21 protein-coding genes are annotated in these 22,728 nt (G+C 42.6%); 9 read left to right on the top strand and 12 right to left on the bottom strand.

Annotation, left to right across the window (positions count from 1 at the left end; all coding sequences use genetic code 11):
* The 11 genes from G344_RS0110010 to G344_RS0110060 form a co-directional block, all read right to left on the bottom strand.
* The gene (locus G344_RS0110010) at positions 1–2,013 is read right to left on the bottom strand and encodes a DUF4357 domain-containing protein (RefSeq protein ID WP_028256092.1); all 2,013 of its coding nucleotides are present in this window, start codon (positions 2,011–2,013) and stop codon (positions 1–3) included.
* A 154-nt stretch (positions 2,014–2,167) separates the two neighbouring features.
* On the bottom strand, positions 2,168–3,214 hold the full coding sequence (locus G344_RS0110015) for a virulence RhuM family protein (RefSeq protein ID WP_028256093.1): 1,047 nt from the start codon (positions 3,212–3,214) through the stop codon (positions 2,168–2,170).
* A gap of 908 nt (positions 3,215–4,122) precedes the next feature.
* Positions 4,123–4,347, bottom strand: a complete 225-nt coding sequence (locus G344_RS0110020; RefSeq protein ID WP_028256094.1) for a helix-turn-helix domain-containing protein — start codon at positions 4,345–4,347, stop codon at positions 4,123–4,125.
* A gap of 142 nt (positions 4,348–4,489) precedes the next feature.
* Positions 4,490–4,891: an arsenate reductase ArsC gene (locus tag G344_RS0110025; RefSeq protein ID WP_028256095.1), complete on the bottom strand. Its 402-nt coding sequence runs from the start codon at positions 4,889–4,891 to the stop codon at positions 4,490–4,492.
* Positions 4,888–5,934, bottom strand: a complete 1,047-nt coding sequence (gene arsB / locus G344_RS0110030; protein ID WP_028256096.1) for an ACR3 family arsenite efflux transporter — start codon at positions 5,932–5,934, stop codon at positions 4,888–4,890. The genes G344_RS0110025 and arsB overlap by 4 nt, the downstream gene beginning before the upstream one ends.
* Entirely contained in the window at positions 5,934–6,326 is a 393-nt protein-coding gene (locus G344_RS0110035) for a thioredoxin family protein (RefSeq protein WP_028256097.1), read from the bottom strand. The genes arsB and G344_RS0110035 overlap by 1 nt, the downstream gene beginning before the upstream one ends.
* A gap of 15 nt (positions 6,327–6,341) precedes the next feature.
* Positions 6,342–7,355 (bottom strand): permease, encoded by a 1,014-nt coding sequence (locus G344_RS0110040; protein ID WP_028256098.1) that lies wholly within the window; start codon positions 7,353–7,355, stop codon positions 6,342–6,344.
* Between the two features lie 88 nt (positions 7,356–7,443).
* Positions 7,444–7,755: an ArsR/SmtB family transcription factor gene (locus tag G344_RS11300; RefSeq protein ID WP_038155325.1), complete on the bottom strand. Its 312-nt coding sequence runs from the start codon at positions 7,753–7,755 to the stop codon at positions 7,444–7,446.
* A gap of 117 nt (positions 7,756–7,872) precedes the next feature.
* Positions 7,873–8,385: a hypothetical protein gene (locus tag G344_RS0110050; protein ID WP_211219568.1), complete on the bottom strand. Its 513-nt coding sequence runs from the start codon at positions 8,383–8,385 to the stop codon at positions 7,873–7,875.
* A 352-nt stretch (positions 8,386–8,737) separates the two neighbouring features.
* The gene (gene rlmD / locus G344_RS11305) at positions 8,738–10,132 is read right to left on the bottom strand and encodes a 23S rRNA (uracil(1939)-C(5))-methyltransferase RlmD (protein WP_038155327.1); all 1,395 of its coding nucleotides are present in this window, start codon (positions 10,130–10,132) and stop codon (positions 8,738–8,740) included.
* A 69-nt stretch (positions 10,133–10,201) separates the two neighbouring features.
* Positions 10,202–12,136 carry an LTA synthase family protein gene (locus tag G344_RS0110060; protein WP_028256100.1) on the bottom strand — a complete coding sequence of 645 codons (1,935 nt, stop codon included), beginning with the start codon at positions 12,134–12,136 and terminating at the stop codon, positions 10,202–10,204.
* Positions 12,137–12,365: 229 nt separating this feature from the next.
* Here G344_RS0110060 and G344_RS0110065 point away from each other — a divergent pair, with 229 nt between their 5' ends.
* The 9 genes from G344_RS0110065 (at position 12,366) to G344_RS0110105 (ending at position 21,947) form a co-directional block, all read left to right on the top strand.
* Entirely contained in the window at positions 12,366–13,262 is an 897-nt protein-coding gene (locus G344_RS0110065) for a phosphate ABC transporter substrate-binding protein (RefSeq protein WP_028256101.1), read from the top strand.
* A 25-nt stretch (positions 13,263–13,287) separates the two neighbouring features.
* Complete coding sequence (gene pstC / locus G344_RS0110070; RefSeq protein WP_083963109.1) at positions 13,288–14,247, top strand: phosphate ABC transporter permease subunit PstC; 960 nt, start codon at positions 13,288–13,290, stop codon at positions 14,245–14,247.
* Positions 14,240–15,142, top strand: a complete 903-nt coding sequence (gene pstA / locus G344_RS0110075; protein ID WP_028256103.1) for a phosphate ABC transporter permease PstA — start codon at positions 14,240–14,242, stop codon at positions 15,140–15,142. The genes pstC and pstA overlap by 8 nt, the downstream gene beginning before the upstream one ends.
* Entirely contained in the window at positions 15,139–16,083 is a 945-nt protein-coding gene (gene pstB / locus G344_RS0110080) for a phosphate ABC transporter ATP-binding protein PstB (protein ID WP_083963110.1), read from the top strand. Before pstA ends, pstB begins: the two co-directional genes overlap by 4 nt.
* Before the next feature lie 34 nt (positions 16,084–16,117).
* Positions 16,118–16,810 carry a response regulator transcription factor gene (locus tag G344_RS0110085; RefSeq protein WP_028256105.1) on the top strand — a complete coding sequence of 231 codons (693 nt, stop codon included), beginning with the start codon at positions 16,118–16,120 and terminating at the stop codon, positions 16,808–16,810.
* A gap of 167 nt (positions 16,811–16,977) precedes the next feature.
* A complete protein-coding gene (locus G344_RS0110090; RefSeq protein WP_169718818.1) occupies positions 16,978–18,090 on the top strand; it encodes a sensor histidine kinase in 1,113 nt (370 codons plus the stop codon).
* A gap of 578 nt (positions 18,091–18,668) precedes the next feature.
* Complete coding sequence (gene guaD, locus G344_RS0110095; protein WP_038155330.1) at positions 18,669–20,033, top strand: guanine deaminase; 1,365 nt, start codon at positions 18,669–18,671, stop codon at positions 20,031–20,033.
* 59 nt (positions 20,034–20,092) lie between these two features.
* Positions 20,093–21,445 carry a uracil-xanthine permease family protein gene (locus G344_RS0110100; protein ID WP_028256108.1) on the top strand — a complete coding sequence of 451 codons (1,353 nt, stop codon included), beginning with the start codon at positions 20,093–20,095 and terminating at the stop codon, positions 21,443–21,445.
* Positions 21,446–21,629: 184 nt separating this feature from the next.
* Positions 21,630–21,947 (top strand): HIRAN domain-containing protein, encoded by a 318-nt coding sequence (locus tag G344_RS0110105; protein ID WP_028256109.1) that lies wholly within the window; start codon positions 21,630–21,632, stop codon positions 21,945–21,947.
* Positions 21,948–22,144: 197 nt separating this feature from the next.
* Here the strand turns inward: G344_RS0110105 and pth are convergent, their stop codons facing one another.
* The gene (gene pth / locus G344_RS0110110; RefSeq protein WP_028256110.1) at positions 22,145–22,726 is read right to left on the bottom strand and encodes an aminoacyl-tRNA hydrolase; all 582 of its coding nucleotides are present in this window, start codon (positions 22,724–22,726) and stop codon (positions 22,145–22,147) included.
* Between the last annotated feature and the right edge of the window lie 2 nt (positions 22,727–22,728).

A 22,728-nucleotide genomic window follows, 5' to 3' on the forward strand; every position in this document is an offset into this window, starting at 1 on the left:
TCAATGTCCTGTCTGAGAAATTGATCTTCCATCTAATGTCATCCATTCTCTACGACCGTTAGCCGACCTTCCCAGGATAACTGCCGCTGCAGCTGATGTGCTTGTAAAGGTATAATTCTGGGTAAACCGATTTTCTTTAATAATACCCGCAGCTATTAGATTCTCTCTTTGCCTTAAATAATTGGTCTGAAATTTTTCTGTGATACTAGGAGCAATTTTACTTCCTGCTAAAACAATAAATTCATCTCCATCGCCCGGATATCCAGTTGCATTAGCTCCACGGCCAGCAAGTATATAATTAGCATTTTCAACAGCATTTTCAGCAGGCTCAAGGTCCCACGCTTCTTTAAAAACTTCCATAAGATCCTTTTGTCTCTTGTCTACAATCTCCGGTGTCCACGAAACAATATTTATCACTTGAGTAGTTAGAGCAAAGGCACTTACACCACTCTTCGTCTGAAAATACTTATATTTCTTTGTACCAAAATCATAATTTTGCGCTGCTGAATTTCTCTGTCTTGTTAAAGGCACTAGATTTGCAATTCGATTAAGCCAAAATGCCTGTGTTTCCTTATTCGGCCACAACATCATCCACTCACTGCCTGCCGCTGGATGCTGAGGAAGAACATGTTCAATTGTAAATATTTTAGAATCATACAAAGCCCCACCAGCACTCACAAATGAGTCAAGACGTTGAATAATATAATTCCGACGTTGAGCTGTCATTGTGTAAATTTCCCCGTTCAAAGCCTGTAAAAACTGTTCCTTCTCCCATTCGGTCAGCTCGATATTTGTAAGTGGCTCAGACAAAGAACTATTGGGTCTACTATCCATCTCAACCAGCACCCACTTATAACGGTCCATTCGATGATTCACATCTTTTCCCGTTACAAGCAAATAAGAGGCTAGACGCTCTAACTTCTGAATAAACCAAAGAGTATACTCCGAGTCATTTTGATGCTCCGCTATAAATTTAATTGCCGGTGGCATCCAATCGTAATTATTAGTCTTATTCAACCAGCGAAGAAGTAAGTTAATTTTATCTGCATGCTTAGTAGAGGAATAAGAGCTATTCCTTAACTGATAATACACATGAGTATAGGGAGCCAAATAATCATCTATTAACGATTTAGGCGTAGTAACTCTTACTACCTGTTCCCTAAATTCATCCAACAAATTTCTCTTAGGTCTCTCTTTTACAAAAATAGTCCTGGTATGGGTAAAAATTTCATTAAAGCCTTCTCTTCCTGTCAGAGTCTCCATATCTTCCCATTTTTGTGTATATACTTCTTGTTCTGACTCGGGCAATTTACCAATAATTTCAGATTTTACAATGTCCGTTGGCATTAAATCAAGTCCGCGACTATTCATTACTGAGAATATGCGAAATGCAGATTCCTCATTCGCTGTAGAAACAGCAATTAAATAGCATCTATTCAATAAAAATTGACTAAATTCTAACAACTCATCATCATTACGAAAAACATCCCTAAACTTCTCTACCAGTATACGTGCATTTTCTTTGATATGTTTTTGTGATTCCGTTAAAAGAGTAGCAGCATCGATGTTACCAAGTTTATCTAACTGAACATTCTGAATATACACATTAAAAAATTCTTGATCTCTATCACGTAAAAATAAACGCGGCTGTGCCTTAATGCCAGCGATCTTATTTCCTTCTTCTCGCAGATATCCCATACAAATTGTTTTTAGATTACTATCTTCAAAACATGATGCAAGCACAGCCAATACTATGGATAATGTCGTAAGGCGCTGCTGTCCATCAATGACACTAGCATAAGATTTTTCATCATCCTTAATCAAGACAATACTTCCTAAAAAATAGTTATCAGACTTCTCGGACTGAAAAAAATCATAAAGATCATCAAACAATGTTCCTGCCTGTTCTACACCCCAAGCATAAGGTCTTTGATATGTAGGAATATGATACTCGAAATCTGAACTAAATATTTTGAGCAAAGGATATTCCTTTCCAGTAATCTTATTACTCATCTTGTCACCTCTAACTACTAAATTACACTTAATTGCACATTTTGTTATTTTATCTTAATCATCTCACAATACTTCAACTAAATGAGATGGCAACTAAAAAGACAAACTCTCTACACTCTTGTATTTCGTTACATCACATACCGCCTTAGGCGGTTTATTTTTTTGCATTCTCTTCCAGTTCCAGCATGTACCTATCAAAGTCAGATACAAATAATCTATCTTGGATAACACGATATTTCTCAAATTCAGTTTCAGCCTTTGCTTTAGCAATCTCAGCAGTGATTTTTCCTGCATCTCGAAGAACCTCTCTGTCATCTGCCATCAAGAATAGATCCAGTCGTTTTGCCCAATCCTCCATTGTCATCGGAATATGACGTTCTGCACGATCCTCTGCCAAATCCAGATATGCAGATACGATACGCTCTAATGAACGCATTTCTTTCTCTGAAAGATAATTCTTAGCAATGCTCACATCGCTTTTTACAATCTTACCTTCCGGTGCTGCTGCCCAAGTAGTCAGTCCCATGTGTGGCTTGTCTGCATCTGCTCGCTCATAAATCAGCTCTGCGGCTGTATGACCATGAACTGCATAATGCATCTTATTTTGAACCTTTGCAAAAAACTGCTTTGTTGTTTTTGCTGTGCGGTCATAATCAAGCGCTGTAGCATAGATATCTGTTATCTTCTGATAAAATCTACGCTCGGACAAACGAATTTCTCTAATCTGCTCAAGTAAATGATCGAAATATTCTACAGTAAGCACAGTACCACTATTTTTCAAGCGCTCATTATCTATAGCCCAACCTTTGATGGTATAATCCTTTGCAATCTGATTCACCCATTTCCTGAACTGTACCGCACGCTCAGAATTAACCTTAAAGCCTACAGCAATAATCATTTGAAGATTATAATGCTTTGTATCACGAGTTACCTGACGGGAACCTTCGGTTTGAACTATCCGGAAATTCCGGATAGTTGAATCTTCCTCAAGTTCCGAATCAAAATAAATCTTTTTAATATGCTCATTGATAGTACGAACATCCACATCATACAACGTAGCCATCATCTTTTGCGTCAACCATATATTTTCATCCTCGTATCGCATCTCAATACTATCCGTCTGGTCACCGATAGAGGCAACATACGTTAAATATTCTGCCGCACTGGACCGGACAGTAATTGTATCTTTTTTCTTTTTCAATCAGAGCCCTCCTTTTTATAATTACTTGCTTCCATAATTGAAAAGCACGCCCCAATATACAACGTTAACCATCCTGTACATTTAATTATTTTATTGAGTAATCACTATGAATGTATCACGGTCAAATATCTCAGTCAATTATTTAACCGTCCTTCTTTACCTTCAAAACCTGGTAATAGTTTAATAAAATACCTTGCGTCCTACATAATATAAATAAAAACGAGATACAAAAGCATTCTGCAAATCCCAAGCTCGTACCTCAAAGATATTATGATTGAAGAAACGGTCGCACTTCACAAGTTGCGACCGTTTCTTTATATATTAAAAATCAATATGTTTACCTTATAGTAATATTTTATAATTTCACATTGCGATCAGAGGCCCATGGTTACTCCACCCGAACAAGCTTTGAAACTGCCTCCACATGGCTCGGTTGTTCAACGAAAAACATACTCAACCCCTATTGTACAAGGAAATGGTGGAACGGACCTTTCCCCTTAAAATCTAGGGTTTTGAGCCTGTGATAACCTTGAATTGCCCTATAATTTGTATAGGCAAACAGGGTAAAGCTCTGTTCCTTAAACTTCATTTTTAATGTCATCTCTACAAACTGGAAGTTGTCAATTTCTTATATATTTTTGATCAATATCAGGAATCGTATCTTCTGACCGATATCGCTCTACTTTCATGTGAAGATTATATTTATCTCTTAACTCCGCAATCTTATTCATCATGGGTGATTGATGGTGAAAGTCAATGCTCTCTTGATTTTCCCAACTGTCAATCAGCACCAATCCTTTTGTAGCAAAAATGATGAGCCACGATACATTCCCAACTTGCTAAATAGAAAGCTAGTTGTAAACTCAGATAATCATAATCAAATCCACAGTATCCATGCTACTCACCGCCTATTCGTTACTTGTTTTTATCTGTTCTCCATTAGGAAAGACAAATGACTGTTCAAAAGTAACCTCCATCACATCAGCTATCTGCTTTAACTCCTCAAGAGTAACTGTATCTCGTTTCAGTTTCTTACCAAAGTTCTGTGGAGTCTGACCTATCCGTCTGGCAAGTTCCGAAACGCTTATATTCTTTTTATTACATAATTCTTTAATCATATCGGATGTCTTCATCGTTATCCTCCATGTCTAAAACTCACCTCAATTTGTTGCATTATAAACCAAATGGTTGATATTTTCAATCCTGACACAATTACACTTTGTAAATTTTCTATGAACGAAAAAAACACCCTGCATTGCTGCAAGGTGCTAATGATTATAAACTATTCTTCAATTTAATAATTCTTTCTTCAATTTCACGGATTACTTTAATAAAATCCATATCATCTTTTCCTGTAGGGTCATCTAGTCCCCAGTTATCATCAAAAGGTCTGCCGATAAAAGGACATCCAACATTACACCCCATTGAAATTGAGATGTCTACGTCTGGAATATCTGTAATTAACTTGCTGTGTTGACCATTTGCTTCCATATCAATTCCATAGAGTTCCTTCATTATACGAACAGCATCCTGATTGATTTGTGGCTTTGTTTTTGTCCCGGCAGAATAGCTTTCAAACACATCAGATGCTAGATGTTTTCCAAGTGCCTCGGCAATCTGACTTCTACAGGAATTGTGAACACAGATAAATGCTACCTTTTTTCTTCCATCTATCATTTCTTAAACCATCCTCTTGTACTATTTGCCACCTTTACAAGTGCAAGCATAACCGGAACTTCTGTTAATACACCTACTGTTGTTGCAAGTGCAGCCGGACTCGTTGTACCAAATAATGCAATAGCTACGGCTACAGCTAACTCAAAGAAGTTTGATGCCCCTATCATTCCTGCCGGTGCTGCTATGTCATGTGACATTCCAAATATCTTTGACGTTACATAAGCAATAAAGAAAATAAGCACTGTCTGAACCGTAAGCGGCACTGCTATCAGCACTATGTGCAAAGGATTTGATAAGATAACTTCTGTTTGTGAGGCGAATATTAAAACCAAAGTAAGTAGTAAACCAACTGTGGTTGCATTATCAAACTTATGAACAAAAATATTTTCAAAATACTCTATACCTTTATTTTTAACTACAACTATTCTTGTTAATACACCCCCAACAAGTGGAATCACCACAAAAAGAATTACACTGAAAAACAATGTTCCGTAGGGTACTGATACATTTGATACTCCAAGTAAAAACTTTACAATTGGCACAAATGCAATCAGTATAATTAAGTCGTTGGTTGCCACCTGTACCACAGTATATGCAGGATTTCCTTTTGTAAGAGTACTCCATACAAATACCATTGCTGTACATGGCGCTGCTCCAAGAAGCACTGCTCCTGCAAGATACTGCGTAGCAAGTTCTGGTGCAATAAATCCTTTAAATACTGTAAACAAGAACAATGATGCAATTCCATACATGGTAAATGGTTTTATAAGCCAATTCGTAATCCATGTAATGAAAAGCCCTTTAGGATTCTTTCCCACTTGTTTAATACTCTGAAAATCCACTTTAAGCATCATCGGATAAATCATAATCCAGATAAGTATTGCAATCGGAATCGAAATCCCAGATATTTCAAGATTACCAAGTGCATTTGGTATGGCCGGTAATAACTTACCAATGATTACTCCTACTACCATACATATAAATACCCAGATTGTCAGATATTTTTGGAAAAAATTAATTCCTTCATTCTTTTTCTCTACCATTAAAACCCCAGCTTTCCAATCAGCTTAATTACTTCAGCGCTCTTTAATACTTTACCCATTGACACAACATTCTCATTGACTACAATTGCAGGCATACTCATAACACCATAAGTCATAACTTTTTCCATATCTGTGATATATTCTACTTCAATGCCTAACCCTAGTTCTTCAATGGCCTTTTTAACATTTTCATACTGCTCATGACAGCTTTTACACCCAGCACCAAGCACCTTAATGCTTGCAAGCTTGTTATCTCCACCACAACAGTTTTCTACTTGTTGACCGCCACCGCAACATGATGATGCTTCATAAGTAGCTACTTTTCCATTGCAGGCACAAGCAGGCCCTACCTTAACTTCTTCTTTTTTCTTTCCTGATCCAAATAATGACATAATCTTCTCCTTCTGTTAAATAAGTAAATATTGAAATGCATTAAACACATAACCAACAATAATAATTCCTATGGTACAGATTCCAATGAACAGACCTAAGAGTTTTGGTTTGATTGCCTTTTTCAGCATAATCATGGATGGAAGAGACAGTGTGGTTACTCCCATCATAAATGACAACACAACGCCCAATCTTGCACCTTTAGCAAGCAGTGCTTCTGCAATAGGAATACATCCAAAGATATCTGCATACATCGGAACCCCCACAATTGTGGCAATAATGACACCAAATGGATTACCAGTGCCAAGAAATCTCACTATAATATCCTCTGGTATCCAGTTGTGAATAAAGGCTCCTATTCCAACACCAACAAGAATATATGGGAAGACTTTTTTAAATGTTTCAACAACCTGCTCCCACGCATATTTTATTCTGTCTTTAACCGCTAGTTCTTCCTGTGGAATATCGATTTGCTTTGCATTTCTTATAAATTCTTCTACCTGATTTTCAAGGTGAAGTTTTTCGATAAGTGTTCCTCCTGCAACTGCAATAACTAAACCTAGTACCACATAAATCACTGCTACTTTTGCTCCAAAGATACTCATCAATAAGACTAACGACCCAAGATCAACCATTGGAGAAGAAATTAAGAAACTGAATGTAACACCCAATGGCAATCCAGCACTCGTAAATCCAATGAATAGTGGGATGGATGAACAAGAGCAAAACGGTGTAACGGTTCCTAATAATGCAGCTATGATGTTTGCACCGATTCCATGAAATCTTCCAAGTATCTTCTTAGTTCTTTCTGGTGGAAAGAAACTCTGGATGTAACTGATGATAAAAATCAGTACACAAAGCAAGAAAACAATTTTTATCACATCATAGATAAAAAACTGAACACTGCCTCCAATCTTCCCGGATATATCAAAACCAATAGCGTATAAGAACTTACCAATCAATGAACTAAGCCATTTCATTCCTAAAATTTGATCTTGTATGAATATCCAAATTGTACTCAAAAATTGCATATTTAACCTCCTGATAGTTTTATATATTTACACATATCAATGTATGCGTTTAAGAGAAAGGCAATCTTAGATGATTGCCTAAAATATATTATTCGCACTTATCGCAGCTGCATCCACCATCTGAATCAGTGGTTTCAAGATAATGAGAAAACATATCCTTAAAACGATTTTTCCCTTCCTCTGAAATTGAGTAGTGCATCCATCGCCCATCTTTTCTAGAATCGACAAGTCCACAGTCGCAAAGCAATTTCATATGATGAGAAAGAGTCGATTGGGTAATGGATAACTCTTCAAGTATAACGCAGGCACATTTTTCGCCATGATGCAGACATTCCAAAATACGAAGTCTGTTTTCATCTGCCAATGCCTTAATCATACGAACATCTTCTTTATAACTCATAGTATCCACTCCTTCCTGTAAATCTACACTTATTCTATTAGATGCATTCATACTTGTCAATATATCGAACTATTTTTAAATGTACCTTTTTTTCTGTGAATACACCACTCTTTATAGCTATATTTCTATTACAGAAATGATTTGATTTGCCGGAATTGTTACATCATCTTTTATATATAAGGTTGTCATGCCCAAATCATCATGTGCTCTATCAATAACATGTGATAACATCCATTTTTTTAGTTTCATCTCATCATCAAGCTCATCCCAGTCTTCATAAGGAGGGTCTCTATATTCATCAAGTTCAAAATTGAATCTATGAACTTGGTCAACAGTCACAAAGAAGTCGACTCTATAGCTCTTAGCTTTACTTCTCCAGAAACTTTCAACTTTTTGTGCTTGAGGAAATACTTCTCCGAGCGTCATTAGGAATTCAGGTCTTTCATGAATGTTTGTACCGTAATTGTATACATTATCATTAGCCATGAATCCATTAACACAAAAATCATAATAAACTCGATGAGCAACACGGTCTAATTTTTCATCTAGCCCTGTCAAGAAATGATGGTTTCTGTATTTTTCATAATCGATGTCATAACTATTCCCTTTACAGCTTATTTGGAATGTCAAATGTGACACCTGCCCTTTCAAGTAGCTTCTTTAAGGTAGTCTCTTCAGAAAGTACAGCTTGTAAGTTCATTGATCCTTTTTCTTTTATTTCACGATACCCATCGAGTGAACCCACAACATGAAATGCCATAAGTCTCAATCCGGAAATATAGACAACATCTAAATCACTCACTCAAATTGAGTTCGCACCCTAGATAACATCTATCCTAGTGCCACAACCCACGACATCTAATCCACAGCCTAAACCCTATGACCGTTTTTACAGTAGATATGTTTCAATATAAGAATTACGGACTTTCATGAGCTACCTACTAATCTCAAAAAAGCCCGTAAATACGCTACTTTTCGCTATTTATTTCTCTTTCCTAGACATCAAACATACCGCCTCCACATGCGCAGTCATCGGAAACATATCCACCGGTTGCACTGCTTCCAACCGATAGCCTTTTTCTTTCAGAATAGCAATATCCCTTGCCATTGAGGCAGGATTGCAGGACACGTACACGATGCGCTTCGGTGCCATCGCCGCTGCTGCGTACAGCACCGGCTCTTTACAGCCGGCACGGATAGGATCAAAGACAATAACATCCGGTCGCACACCGTCCTTGTAGAGAGTAGGCATAGCCTCTGCTGCATCGGCTACCATAAACGTTGCATTGGTAAAGCCATTGCGTTTTGCATTCGCCCGTGCATCAATAATGGCCGGTTCCACAATTTCAATCCCAATGACTTCCTTTGCCTGCCGTGCCAAGCACAATGAAATCGTGCCGGTACCGCAATAAGCGTCAATAACGGTTTCTTCACCGGTAAGCGCCGCAAATCGCAACGCTTCATCGTATAACACTTCGGTCTGTCGCGGATTGACTTGGAAAAAGGAATGTGCCGACAAGCGGAAATCTAATTCTTCAATACTATCGTTGATATATTCGTTTCCCCAAAGCAATGTATTCTTGCGCCCCATGATAACATTGGTTTTCTTTGGATTGTAATTTAAAACGATGGATTTTAGTTTTGGAAAAGCCTCCGTCAAACGAGTGACCCAAGTATCCTGCTTCGGCAACTGTTTTGTGGCTGCCACAATAATGAGCATCCACTCTTCATTCTCTTTACCTTCGTTGGCAACACGACCGATGATGTGGCGTACTACGCCCGTTTCACGCACTTCATCATACGGCGCAATGCCAGTGTCCTTCATAATGGAATAGCATACCTTCGCCATTTCATTATTCACTTCCGATTGGATATGACAATCTACATATGTTACGATATCGTGCGATCCGCGTGCGTAAAATCCCATGGCCAGCTCACCGTTAGAACTCCCTACGGGCATTTGCATCTTATTGCGATACTGCCACGGATTCGCCGGTCCCAAGGCCGGCCGCACCAAATTCGGATCATCGCCGGCAATGCGTTCGATGACATCCTTTACCTTTTGTGTTTTCAATGCTAACTGCTCTTCATAACTTACATGCTGCAGCTGACAGCCTCCGCAAGTACCGTACACCGAGCACCGTGGCTCAATGCGATGCGGCGAAGCCACCTCAATCGTTTCAATCGTTGCCGTAGCATAATTTTTCTTCACCACATCTACCTTAGCCTGTACTGTTTCGCCGGGTAACGCAAAGGGAACGAATACGGTAAAGCCTTCAACGCAACCAATGCCCTCGCCGTTGCTTCCCATGCCGTGAATCGGCACCGTATACGTCTGACCCTTTGCGACAGGTACAGCCAGTTTTCGTTTCCCCATAGTTTATGTCATCCTTTCCTATCTCTACTTGGTAATTAATAATTAATAATTTATTTTCTGCTCAACACCTTATAACTGATTGCCTCGCAATACGCGCCATAAGCTAATATCCCGATATGCACTTACTATTGCCTTATAGGAATCCGGCATATCCCGTTGCTTATCATACAATCCCGTGCGGTCAATCCATAACCGATGATTGAAAGCAAACGGCATCGGATCGAATAGACTGGGCAGTAAGCTTTCATAGGTTTGCCCCTTGCGACCTACCAACTCGGCCAAGGTAGGAATAATCTGGATCGCCGTGCCGTAACTGTCTGGCGCCAACCATTCCTTTTTAATCCCTTGTCCGTAGAAAATAGCCGGAATACCGGACTGTGTTTTTATATCTACCTCTTTAGCAAACGTAAATCGTTCCGCATGGTCACCGGTAATGACAAACAAAGCATTCGCATCAATGCCCTCTACGGCTTTAACGAAAACGCCCATAGTATGATCCGCATACCACATATGTCCCATCTCGCGCATCGTGTCACGGGTTCGTTCGATAGTATCCGTATCGTTAAGCTTTACCTTCAACGGATTAAAACCGGCTTCCCCTAAATCAATGCTATACGGCGGATGATTGCTGATCGTCAAAACAAAATGAAATACCTTTTCGCCCGGATGTGCCTTCATATACTCCAAGATACCATCAAACAGTGACTTATCCGGTACGCCCCATGCGTTGCTCCCCTGTTGCGGTAACGAGGCGGCATCATAAAATTCATCGAAGCCCTGGGCCAAACTGAACTGACGTACATCTTGCCAAGTACCAAAACCACCGTACCAAAATACTGTTTTATACCCTAAAGACTTCATCACATTGGCAATGCCCGTTCCGTACAAATGACGATAACTTTCCTTTTCGTAGTTAGGATACATACCGATGTCTACTAGCCCGGTAAGAAATCCATTAACAGCCGGCATAGTCCCCGTTCCCTGTGCTAACATAACATCCGTATACATACTATTGGGAGATGCTATTAGAGCTCTACCTTGTTCTACCAGATACTCACCCGGATGATTATATTTTTCTGTAAATGGCCACAACGCATAACTTTCTCCCAATACCATAACCACTGTATTCGGTTGTTTTGCTAGCCTAGTTTCTTTAATGGTATGAGAAAATGCCGCATCAATTGTTGAGGCCTTCGCGTCCCCCCCTAGAAGACTAATTTTTTGTTTAAGCTCTTCTCGCGAAAAGAGAATTTTCATAGCATTTTGCCGTCTACGTTCTATGCTGTACACTCGATATAAGGCTTGTGCATCATCTAAGATCGCCTCATTCAATAGGTTAGAAGGTAGACGAGCTGCATTTTCCCAGTTGACGGATTTTTCGTAATTCAGCGCCCCGCCAAATCGACACAACACGGCAACGACGCTGATAACAACGGCCAAAATCAGACTCTTTTTACACAAATCCTTCCGATCTTTATACCGATATATTTTAGTCGTATTATTGACGAACTTAACACAGCACCACGTAATCCCGAGCCCTACAAGAATTGCCAACGGCAACTTCCATAACAAACCGTACTCATGAATACCTGTCATCAAAATAGCATACCAGTCATCCTTCATACCATTAATGAGCATCATGTTAAAGCCGGAGTTAAAAATTTCATAATAGGATAGACGCACAAAAAATAAAATCGTAAACACCATAGACGCCGCCATGTATATCCAGTGACGAATGCGCACGCCCGGCCAGTTGCGATACAACGTCTCCGGTACTGTAGCTCCAATGAAACCGGCGAGCACAATAATTCCCACCGTTTTCAAGCTCAAGCGGAACCCATACCACAGCGTTAACCACCAATCGGAATTCGTTGTCCCATCCGGTAACTGACTGCTAAACCACCAAATAAACAAAAACCGAAAAAAGGTAAACAGCATGGAAAACCAAATGAACCCCTTCAAGTCCAGCTGTAACCCTGTTGTAAATCGATAATAGCGATTCATGAATCCTCCTAACAATATCTATCCAGTCTACTACGTATCTATCCTGCACACTCTACATGTATATTCTACCCTATATGATAGCATGCTATCCCTTGTAAATAAAATAGCAGTTACCACCATATATTTTACAAACATTTTACAAACCTCTGTGCTGTTCTTTACAAACCTTCGTTATACTAAGGGCAACAACAAATTCGTAAGATACTTGCATACAGAGGAGGATTCACAAATGCAAACAACATCCGGTCTTTGGAAAACTATGAAACGTGTAGGTCTTGCCGCCATGACAGGCGTTATACTTTTCGGCCTCGTAGGCTGCGGAGGCGAAACCGCATCCGGCGGCGCAGGTAAAGTAAGCGGTACCGTTACAGCCGCAGGCTCTTCCGCACTACTGCCACTGGTAAAGGATGCAGCCGCAGAGTTTAAGAAGACCCATCCCGATGTATCTATTACCCTTAACGGCGGTGGCTCCGGGCTCGGACTCAAACAAGTCTCCGACGGTACCGTCATGATTGGTAACTCCGATGTAGCTGCCGAAACAAAATTGCCTGCGGATAAAGCCAAATCCCTCGTCGATCACAAGGTAGCTGTCGTTACCGTTGCTCCCGTTGTAAATAAAGCCATCGGCGATACCGTTCCCGGTTTGACGCGGGATCAACTCATCGGCATCTTCACCGGTAACATTACAAACTGGAAAGAGGTCGGCGGTCCGGACAAAACCATCGTTCTCGTAACACGTCCGGCTTCCTCCGGTACACGCGCACTCTTTCGTGAATTTGCACTAAACAACCAAGAGGAAGCCTCCAACAAATCATTGGAAACCGATGACTCCGGTACCTTGCTCCACAGCATCGCTTCCACCGAAGGCGCTATCGGTTACGTAGCCTTACCCTACCTGAAAAATGCAAACAATGTAACCGCTCTTGCCATTGACGGCGTAGCACCTACCTTGGAAAACACCTATAACCGCAGCTATCCTGTATGGGGTTACGAGCACATGTACACCAAAGGTGAAGCCGATGGTGCCGTCAAAGCCTTCCTCACCTTCATCATGTCCGATGAATTCGGCAAACACATCGAAGACATGGGCTACGGTGTAGCGTCCAAGATAAAAGAAGCAAAGTAATTATCGTTAACTAAGGAGCATACCTATGTACACATCATCCGGCTCTCTAGGGACCACCTCTCGCACGGTGGTCCCTCCGGGACGCGCCGCTGCCAAAGCATTACGTCATGACACCTGGGGCCGACTGCTTATTCGAACCGTCGGCTTCACCAGTATCCTACTTACCTTGGCTATCGGTGCCTTTCTCTTATATCGCGGTACCGGCAGCTTCTGGCTGTACGGACATTCTCCGCTGGATTTCATAATCTCATCGCAGTGGAATCCGGCAGACACCATGGAAGGCGGCGGGCATATCGGTGCTGCCATGTTCATTGCCGGCTCCCTCATTACCTGCTTGCTGGCACTTATAATCGCCACGCCGTGCAGTATAAGCCTTGCTATTTTTATGACAGAAATCGCCCCCACCTGGGGCAATCGCATATGGCGACCGGTCATTGAAATCTTTGTAGGCATCCCCTCCATCGTGTACGGTTGGTTAGGACTTACCGTCTTAGTGCCGTTCATCCGTGAATACACACCCTCTTTGACAGGCTTTTCTGTATTAGCTGCGGCTCTTGTGTTGGCTCTGATGATGTTCCCTACGGTAACTGCCGTTACTATCAACGCCCTCGACAGCGTCCCTAAAACCTATCGGCAAGCCGCTTACGGTTTAGGGGCTACACGCTGGGAAGTCATCCGCCAAATCATCCTGCCCGTAGCTAAACGCGGCATCTTGGCGGCACTCATCCTAGGCTTTGCCCGCGCCTTCGGGGAAGCACTCGCCGTAGCCATGGTCATCGGCAAAATGAAAGCCTTCCCTACCTCGCTTTTCGATGCTACCGTTAACCTCACCGCTGCCATCGCCGCCGACATGGGCAATACTATGGAAGGCAGTGAGTTTAATATGGCCCTTTGGTCAATGGCGCTTCTCTTATTTGTCATTTCCGTACTCTTTATTTTCACACTGCGCTACCTATCCAATGCAGGAGGTGACACCCATGACTAACCCATCAGGTACTAACAGCCACCGCCGTAAAGCACTGACCGTCAATCACATGATGACCGCCTTCTTCTATGGCATGAGCGTAACTACACTTGCCTTGTTGTTAGCTATCATCGGCTACCTCTTTTGGTTGGGACTGAAGGATTTTTCTCCGGCCCTTCTATCCTTTTCCCCTAAAGGCATTGGCAATCAGCTGTTTAATACTATATACCTTGTCGTATTGGCACTTTGCATCAGTGTTCCCATCGGCATCGGTACCGGTATTTACATGGCCGAATACGCTAAACCGGGACGACTGCAAACAACGATGCGCATCTCCATAGAAACTCTATCCTCATTGCCCTCCATCGTAGTCGGTCTCTTCGGCTACTTAGTCTTCATCATCCTTACCGGATCGCAATGGAACCTCTTGGCCGGCGCACTGACGGTATCTATTCTTACCCTGCCGTTAATCGCCACCATCACCGAAGATGCTCTTCGCGCATTGCCACCGGGCTATGCCAAGGGAAGCTATGGCATGGGTGCTACAAAATGGCAAACCATTACTAATGTATTACTGCCTGCTGCCTTTCCGTCTATCTTAACCGGCATTGTTCTCGCCGCCGGTCGCGTATTCGGTGAAGCCGCAGCTCTCATGTTCACCGCCGGTATGAGTACGGACATCAACTGGAACAGCAGTAATTTACTCTCCCCAACCAATCCCTTTAACCCGATGCGCCCCGGTGAAACCTTGGCTCTCCACATTTGGGCCTCCCGCACAGAAGCCCTCAATGCGTATGCGGCAGCCATGGCCAACATGAGTGCATTGTGCTTGTTGCTCTTAGTTCTCGCCGTCAGCATCGGCGCCCGTTACTTACATCGTTATCTATCTCGTACCATGTTAGGAGCTACCAAATGACACACATAACTACCCAAACAACATCATCTCCGCTATCCCCGACTACCTTACTATCCACAACTCATTCCGGTGCCTCCGCATCACCTCTCGTTGGTCAAAGCGCCGTCTCTTCACATGATGCACCGAACGAAGCCCGGGCGAAAAATTTTCTGAAAGACAACATCGCCAGTCGCGAAGCGGCTGCTACGAAGACAAAGAAATTCTCCGTATCCAATCTTAACTTTTACTACGGACAATTTCATGCCTTAAAAAATATCTCCATGGATATTACCAGTCATGAGATTACCGCCTTCATCGGTCCTTCCGGCTGCGGTAAATCCACCTTCTTAAAAACCTTGAACCGCATGAACGATTTAGAAGAAGGGGCCCGCGTCGAAGGCTCCCTCTACCTGGACGGCCTCGACATTTATCACGACATTAACCCCATCGACTTACGTCATCGCGTGGGCATGGTCTTTCAACAGCCGAACCCGTTTCCGAAAAGCATTTATGATAACGTTGCCTTCGGTCCTCGCCTGCAAGGCATCACCAAGCGTAGCGAATTGGATGACATCGTAGAAACAAGTCTGCGCAATGCTTCCATCTGGAACGAAGTGAAAGATCGTTTACACAAAAGCGCCCTCGGACTTTCCGGCGGACAACAACAGCGACTCTGCATCGCGCGTACCTTGGCTACCAAACCGGAGGTTATCCTCATGGACGAACCGACCAGTGCCCTTGATCCCATCGCTACCGCTAAAATCGAAGAATTAGTAATGACACTGAAAGACCGCTACACCATCGTCATCGTTACCCACAACATGCAACAAGCGGCACGCATCTCTGACAAAACCGCTTTTTTCTTCTTAGGAGATTTGATAGAATATGATGTAACTAATATTATGTTTACCAATCCCGCCCATGCTCAAACAGAAGCATACATTACGGGACGATTTGGCTAAGTAGCCACTATTAATCACCCAGGAGAAAGTACTCATGAACAAACCATTATTGTATTGTGTGGAGGATGAGGAAAGTATTCGCGGCCTGGTAGCCTATGTCTTGACCGGTCATCATTACGAGGTACATACCTTTGAAGGCAGTACCTCGTTTTGGTCTGCTCTGGAAAAGCGCCGCCCCGACCTCATTCTGTTAGACATCATGCTTGACGACGAAGACGGACTCACCATCCTTCGCAAGCTGCGCAGCCAACCGGCAACCGTTGCCATTCCCGTTATTATGCTCACCGCCAAAGGCACCGAGTATGATATTGTCAAAGGACTGGATGACGGAGCCGACGACTACATTACCAAACCCTTCGGCGTGGTAGAACTCGTGTCGCGGGTAAAAGCATTATTGCGTCGCACTATGGGTTCCACCCTGAAAGCCTCTGCCTTACTCGCCGCCGATACACTGCGGGTCAACACGGAAAGTCGCGAAGTAACATTAGACGGAACTCCGCTGTCGTTAACGCTGAAAGAATACGATTTACTGGTGTACCTCATGGAAAATCGCGGCATCGCCCTATCGCGCGACCGCATCATGGAAGCCGTCTGGGGCTTTACCTACGAAGGCGAATCCCGCACCGTTGATGTGCATATCAAATCATTGCGCCAACAACTGGGACCCGTAGGGCGATATATTAAAACCATTCGCGGTATCGGCTACCGCTGGGAGCTTAGCCTATGAAACAAACCTTATTCCGTGCCCTCTTCGGCATTAGCATGCTATGCCTCATTCTTTGCACTGCCTTATTCAGTACCATTTTTTACACCGGTTGGAAAGAAGATTTCCACACCGCCCTATTAATGGAAGCAAAAACCATCGTAGCACTCAGCCAACCTGCCGAGAGCACAGTGAGCACACCCGCAACAATTTCGTTATCCTTACTGAAAGACATTAGCAGCAAAGTCGATCCGCAGCTACGCCTCACCTGGATTTCTCCCGACGGTCACGTCTACTACGACTCCAATAGTGATGCCGCCTCGATGGAAAATCACAGCCACCGTCCGGAAGTACAAGCAGCACTGCGCACCGGTGAAGGAAGTGACATCCGACACTCGTCGACCCTACAAGCCGTCAACTATTACGAAGCCTTGCGCCTTGCCGACGGATCGGTACTGCGCATCTCTCGCGTAGGCACGACCATTTATGCACTGCTCTTTCAAGCACTGCCGTGGATGCTAGGCATCTTTATCGCCATCACCGCCCTTTGCTATTACCTGGCACGGCGTTGGACAAAGCATCTTATCTTACTCGACACGATGGCCAAAGAGCTTAAAGAACAGCAACACCGTGCAGAATTTACCTCTAACGTGTCGCATGAACTGCGCACACCGCTGACTACCATTCAAGGCTACTCCGAATTATTGGCTAAGGGTATGTATCAAAGCAGTGATGACGTTTCCATGCTGGGCAACCACATTCATAAAGCAGCCAAGCACATGTCCGAACTGATCGAAAACATATTAAAACTCTCTCGTATCGAAGAAGGCAGTCGGGATATCGCCAAAGAATCCTTGCTACTGGATGATGTTATCTCCGGTGCCTGGTCACACCTCAAACCTAAATGGCAAACGAAGTCAATCACCACCGACTTTCGAACCGCCAACCTTCGCGTCGTTGCCAACCGCAAACTACTGGAAGATGTATTTGTCAACCTCTTCGACAATGCGATAAAGTTTAGTAAGACAACGCACAATACCATCACCGTCCGCGCCAAACGCCAAGGACAGGCTACCCTCATTACCGTAGCCGATGAAGGTATCGGCATTGCCAAAGACAAACTGCCGCGCATCTTCGAGCGATTCTATCAAACCAATGAAAGTCGCAACAGCCGTCACGAAGGAAGCGGCCTCGGCTTATCCTTGGTAAAACACATTATGGATGTACACGGCGGAACAGTAAGCGTAAAAAGTGAACTTCATAAAGGAACCGAATTCACCTTGCGCCTACCATCGGGAGAATAAAATATTACGAGGCATGACCGTTAATATATCGTAAGACGTAAAAATATTTAGAGGGATTCATAGCTGTCTCGCTGGTCAGGTCTTACGAATGACACATCTACGACATCTATGAATCCCTCTTTCCCACCACCTGAAAGAAGAGAGTCCTGTATATAGGTTGAACAACATCATTCGCTGGACCTGACTCGTGATGCCTATATACAGGACTCTTTTTATAATCGAAAATAATAATTGTAACAACCGCTTTGTGTCATCGTCACATTTATATGTCACTTTCCAAATTGCGTAAGACCATATCCACTATCTGAAGGACATGTAGTTAACAATAATTTAATCTATCTATTTATTTTGTATGGACATAATCTTACAGTTGTAAATCAACTTCACCCTATTCGATGACAATGTATTCTAACCGCATCAGCTAATAAACTGCATACTTTTTTCTAATAATCATAGATTTTTCGAATCTTTATATCAATTTCTCATAGTTAGGTGTTTTCCTTTTCATAATGTTCCCCTAGTCAATCGTTTTATAAATATATTAAAATAAAATCAGATAATTAATAAAGGAGGTTAATATGAAAACACTCATGATACGTGGCAATGCATTTCATACACCTACCTTAGGTAATGTAGAAGTATTGCAAGATTATTTATTCCTCATTAATGAAGATGGTGTCCTCACTGATGTGGTTTCACCGACCAATGATAACTATGAAGAATTCTATGAAACTCACAGGAATCATGCAGACTATATTCATTTGAAGGATAGCCAATTTTTACTCCCCGGTTTTATTGATACTCATGTGCATGCACCTCAATGGCCCCAAGCAGGTAAAGCACTGCATGTCGATTTACCCACTTGGTTAAATACCTATACCTTTCCTCTGGAAAATTCATATCAAGATGAAGCCTTTGCCCAGACAGTATATGCCGATCTCATCGACACATTATTAGCGAATGGCACAACGACATCATTATATTTCGGTTCGATTCATTTAGAGCCAAACCGTATACTGGCACAGCTTTGTGCAGATAAAGGACAACGTGCATTCATTGGTAACGTAGTTATGGATGATATATCGCAATCCCCGGATTTCTATCGTAATTCTTCACCTGAACAAGCGGTTGCCACTACCGAATCCTTTTTATCCTTTACGCAACATCTTTCGAAAACTACACCGCAAGGTATTTATGGTGTTGTAACGCCTCGTTTTATTCCCACATGTTCCGATGAAGTGTTAGCTGACTTGGGAAAATTAGCTTCCACTTATGATGCACCTATTCAATCCCATTGTTCCGAAGGTGATTGGGAGCACGCCTATGTGCAAGAACGAACAGGCAAACGTGATACACAAGCTCTATACGATTTTGGACTTCTCACTAACAAAACAGCCATGGCTCATTGCGTATTTTTAAATGATGAAGATGCGTTACTTTTCAAACAAAGTGGCGCTTCCATTGCTCATTGTCCCGTATCCAATGTATTGTTCGCCAATGCAATCGCCCCTATTCGCCATCGTTTGGAACAAGGTGTTAACGTAGGACTTGCAACAGATATTTCCGGCGGTTATTCCCCATCAATGTTTGATGCAATGCGTCAAGCTATTTTATCTTCACGTACACTCGAGGACGGTGTTCACCATACACTAGCACCGGAGAAACGTGGTTGTCCAAATTCTCGTTTTGATTTCAGACATGCCCTTTATATGGCAACGGTAGGTGGTGCTACTGCATTATCCTTACAAACAGGACTGTTTAAGCCGGGGTACTCCTTCGATGCTCTATTGATTGATACCCAAGCACCGGATAGTAATTTGCGTACCTACGATTTTGATACACCGGAAGATATTCTTCAAAAAACAATTTTCTTAGGGCAACGTACCAATATTGTATCGACTTGGGTGCAAGGTCGTTCTGTATATAAAAGAAAAAATAATTAATCCCTGCTAACCGTTACAACCATTCCCTATATCTAATTGATTACGAAAGGACACCTACTATGAACGAACAAAAACAGTATGACGGGACATTGCTTGTCGGTCCCGATGAAAAATTACCTTTTGCCGAGTCTATTTTTCTCGGACTTCAACATTTATTGGCTATGGATATTTACGTAGTCCCCTTTATCATTGCCGGAATTTTATCATTGTCATTAAGTGATTCGGCATTTTTAATTCAAGCTACTTTTATTGCTTGTGGGATTTCTACATTATTGCAAGCGCGTTTTCTCATGCGTTTGCCTGTTGCCCAAGGGCCTTCCTATGTTCCTATAGCATCTATTGTTGGTATTGCCTTAGCTGCCGGCGGAGGTATCACCGGGTTAGGTACTGCGTTTGGTGCCATTTTAATCGGTGGTATCATTACTACTGTATTAGGTTTCAGTAGCATTATTCGCAAAGGCATTAATTATTTTGTTCCTCCGTTAGTTGGTGGCACAATTATTTTTGTAGTAGGACTTTCTCTTATGCCGGTAGGACTAAAAGAAAATATTTTTACTGTTCATGGTCCCGGTACGATTGGAGAAAATATTGTATTAGCTTTTATTTCCGGCGGTGTATTAACACTTTGCGTTATGTTGGGTATTCGCTTGGGACGCAAAGGAAATTGGTTGCGTATCGGATCGGTTGTCTTAGCATTGATTGCCGGTTGTATTGCTGCTGCCTCTATGGGACGTTTTTCCTTGGATGCCGTCATCGCTGCTCCTTGGTTCTCAATGCCACGAATTGCATTTGTAAGTTTTCCTGTTGTCTTTGATATTTCCGCCATCATTACTATGATGATTATTTACCTTGTGTTATTAGCTGAAACCACCGGCACTTGGTTCGCCGTAAGTTCTGTTATTGAACAACCGTTATCGGATAAACAACTGGATCGCGGTATCATCGGTGAAGGTCTTGGCTGTTTTATCGGAGGCTTATTCGGAGGAACTCCGGTAACCGGATACTCCACAAACGCCGGGTTAATTTCTATTACCGGCGTCGCCAGTCGTCACGCCTTTTATGGCTGTGCCTTCTGGATGATTTTATTCGGCTTATCCAACAAACTAGCCACCCTTATCGCTTCAATCCCTGCACCGGTAATAGGCGGTGTCTTTGTAATTGTTTGTTCTATTATTGCCCTTAGCGGCTTCCGCATCATCCGCCATTTGCCATTGACCGAACGCAACATGTTTATCATCGGTATTCCTATTATTGTTACGTTGGCCCTCTTCTTACTTCCCCAAGATTATGTAGCCACCTTGCCGGAATTTCTTCGTTATATCCTAAATTCCACCATCGCCTCGGCTGCATTGGTTGCCATCGTACTAAACAAAGTATTGCCGCAAGAAATAAATTTATATAACGAAAAATAATTTCCTAGTAATATCTATTACAAACACCGGCACTGTAGATTTTCTTTGCCTTCGTATATTCTGTTCAGTTTCTTACATAAAGTAAATCTCTATATCTTACACAAAATTCTCTCCTCTGTGCTATACTAAAGACACGGAAATAGCAATCGGCACAATCGTGCCAAGCAATTAAGGAGGAGTCAGTATGAAAAAGATTTATTTTACGATTACCGGTATGAACCATTACAGTGGGTCCCAATGTTTAAAGAAGGGTATGACGGTTCATCTCGAAAAAGATCCGGACAACAAGTATGACCGTGAAGCCATTCGCGTTACCATGGAAGGGCTCGGCAAAATCGGTTATGTTGCCAACAGTACCAACACGGTAAAGGGAGAATCCTACAGTGCCGGTCGTCTATATGACAAAATCGGCGACACCGCCAAGGGCAAGGTAAAATATATTTTTGATAACAGTGCCGTATGTGTGTTAAAAACGAAAGCCCAAAAGGAAGACGTCCTATAGTCAATACAAAAACCCCGTACACAGGCTATGTGTTATAGAGGGTCTATCTCCGAGAAAATAATCTCAAAGATAGTCTCTTATAACCACCTATGTACGGGGTTTTCTTATGTTTCTGTTCGTTACCGTTACGGGTCATACCATCCGGCACGGTCGGCGTTATCAGCCACCGTTACCGCTCGACACGAGTAACGTTTGTGTTATCTGCGCGGTGCACGGCGTTTAGGATTGTATAGGTTCATGCCCTTATCAATGCCCACTTCCAATGTGCCCAGTACAGCTTTTGCCATAGCCGCAATGCCGTCGTTTACTTTTTCCTGTTGGTCTTCCGGGAACGGTGCCAATACGTGATCGATGACGGTCCACTGTGGCAACGGTCGACCGATACCGAATCGGAAATGAGGAAAGCCATCCGATCCGATGTGAGCCAACAAGGATTTAATTCCGTTGTGACCGCCGGCACTGCCGTTCGGACGAATGCGAATCTTGCCTACCGGCAAATCCATATCGTCGTACACGCAGAATACATCGGACGGGTCTAATTTGTAGTACCGCATCAACGGTCCTACGGCTTCACCGCTGGCATTCATAAATGTTTGCGGTTTCACCAGCATAATTTTTTCACCGTCCAAGGTAAAGGTACACACCAAGGCTTTCATGTCTTCACGCCACGGTGTATGCGTCACCGTATCGGCAATGGCATCAATGACCATAAAGCCGATATTGTGCTTTGTCTTTTCATATTGACTGCCCGGATTGCCCAGGCCCACTACCATTTTCAATG

The organism is Veillonella magna DSM 19857, assembly GCF_000428745.1.
GTDB lineage: Bacteria > Bacillota > Negativicutes > Veillonellales > Veillonellaceae > Veillonella_A > Veillonella_A magna.

Bases quoted from the DNA above. Each gene is read 5' to 3' on its own strand.
- G344_RS0110025 (WP_028256095.1), bottom strand. From the start codon at position 4,891: ATGATAGATGGAAGAAAAAAGGTAGCATTTATCTGTGTTCACAATTCC.
- G344_RS0110035 (WP_028256097.1), bottom strand. From the start codon at position 6,326: ATGTCATTATTTGGATCAGGAAAGAAAAAAGAAGAAGTTAAGGTAGGG.
- guaD (WP_038155330.1), top strand. From the start codon at position 18,669: ATGAAAACACTCATGATACGTGGCAATGCATTTCATACACCTACCTTA.
- G344_RS0110065 (WP_028256101.1), top strand. From the start codon at position 12,366: ATGCAAACAACATCCGGTCTTTGGAAAACTATGAAACGTGTAGGTCTT.
- arsB (WP_028256096.1), bottom strand. From the start codon at position 5,934: ATGGTAGAGAAAAAGAATGAAGGAATTAATTTTTTCCAAAAATATCTG.
- G344_RS0110010 (WP_028256092.1), bottom strand. From the start codon at position 2,013: ATGAGTAATAAGATTACTGGAAAGGAATATCCTTTGCTCAAAATATTT.
- pstB (WP_083963110.1), top strand. From the start codon at position 15,139: ATGACACACATAACTACCCAAACAACATCATCTCCGCTATCCCCGACT.
- G344_RS0110020 (WP_028256094.1), bottom strand. From the start codon at position 4,347: ATGAAGACATCCGATATGATTAAAGAATTATGTAATAAAAAGAATATA.
- G344_RS0110100 (WP_028256108.1), top strand. From the start codon at position 20,093: ATGAACGAACAAAAACAGTATGACGGGACATTGCTTGTCGGTCCCGAT.
- rlmD (WP_038155327.1), bottom strand. From the start codon at position 10,132: ATGGGGAAACGAAAACTGGCTGTACCTGTCGCAAAGGGTCAGACGTAT.
- G344_RS11300 (WP_038155325.1), bottom strand. From the start codon at position 7,755: ATGAGTTATAAAGAAGATGTTCGTATGATTAAGGCATTGGCAGATGAA.
- pstA (WP_028256103.1), top strand. From the start codon at position 14,240: ATGACTAACCCATCAGGTACTAACAGCCACCGCCGTAAAGCACTGACC.
- G344_RS0110060 (WP_028256100.1), bottom strand. From the start codon at position 12,136: ATGAATCGCTATTATCGATTTACAACAGGGTTACAGCTGGACTTGAAG.
- G344_RS0110085 (WP_028256105.1), top strand. From the start codon at position 16,118: ATGAACAAACCATTATTGTATTGTGTGGAGGATGAGGAAAGTATTCGC.
- pstC (WP_083963109.1), top strand. From the start codon at position 13,288: ATGTACACATCATCCGGCTCTCTAGGGACCACCTCTCGCACGGTGGTC.
- G344_RS0110040 (WP_028256098.1), bottom strand. From the start codon at position 7,355: ATGCAATTTTTGAGTACAATTTGGATATTCATACAAGATCAAATTTTA.
- G344_RS0110105 (WP_028256109.1), top strand. From the start codon at position 21,630: ATGAAAAAGATTTATTTTACGATTACCGGTATGAACCATTACAGTGGG.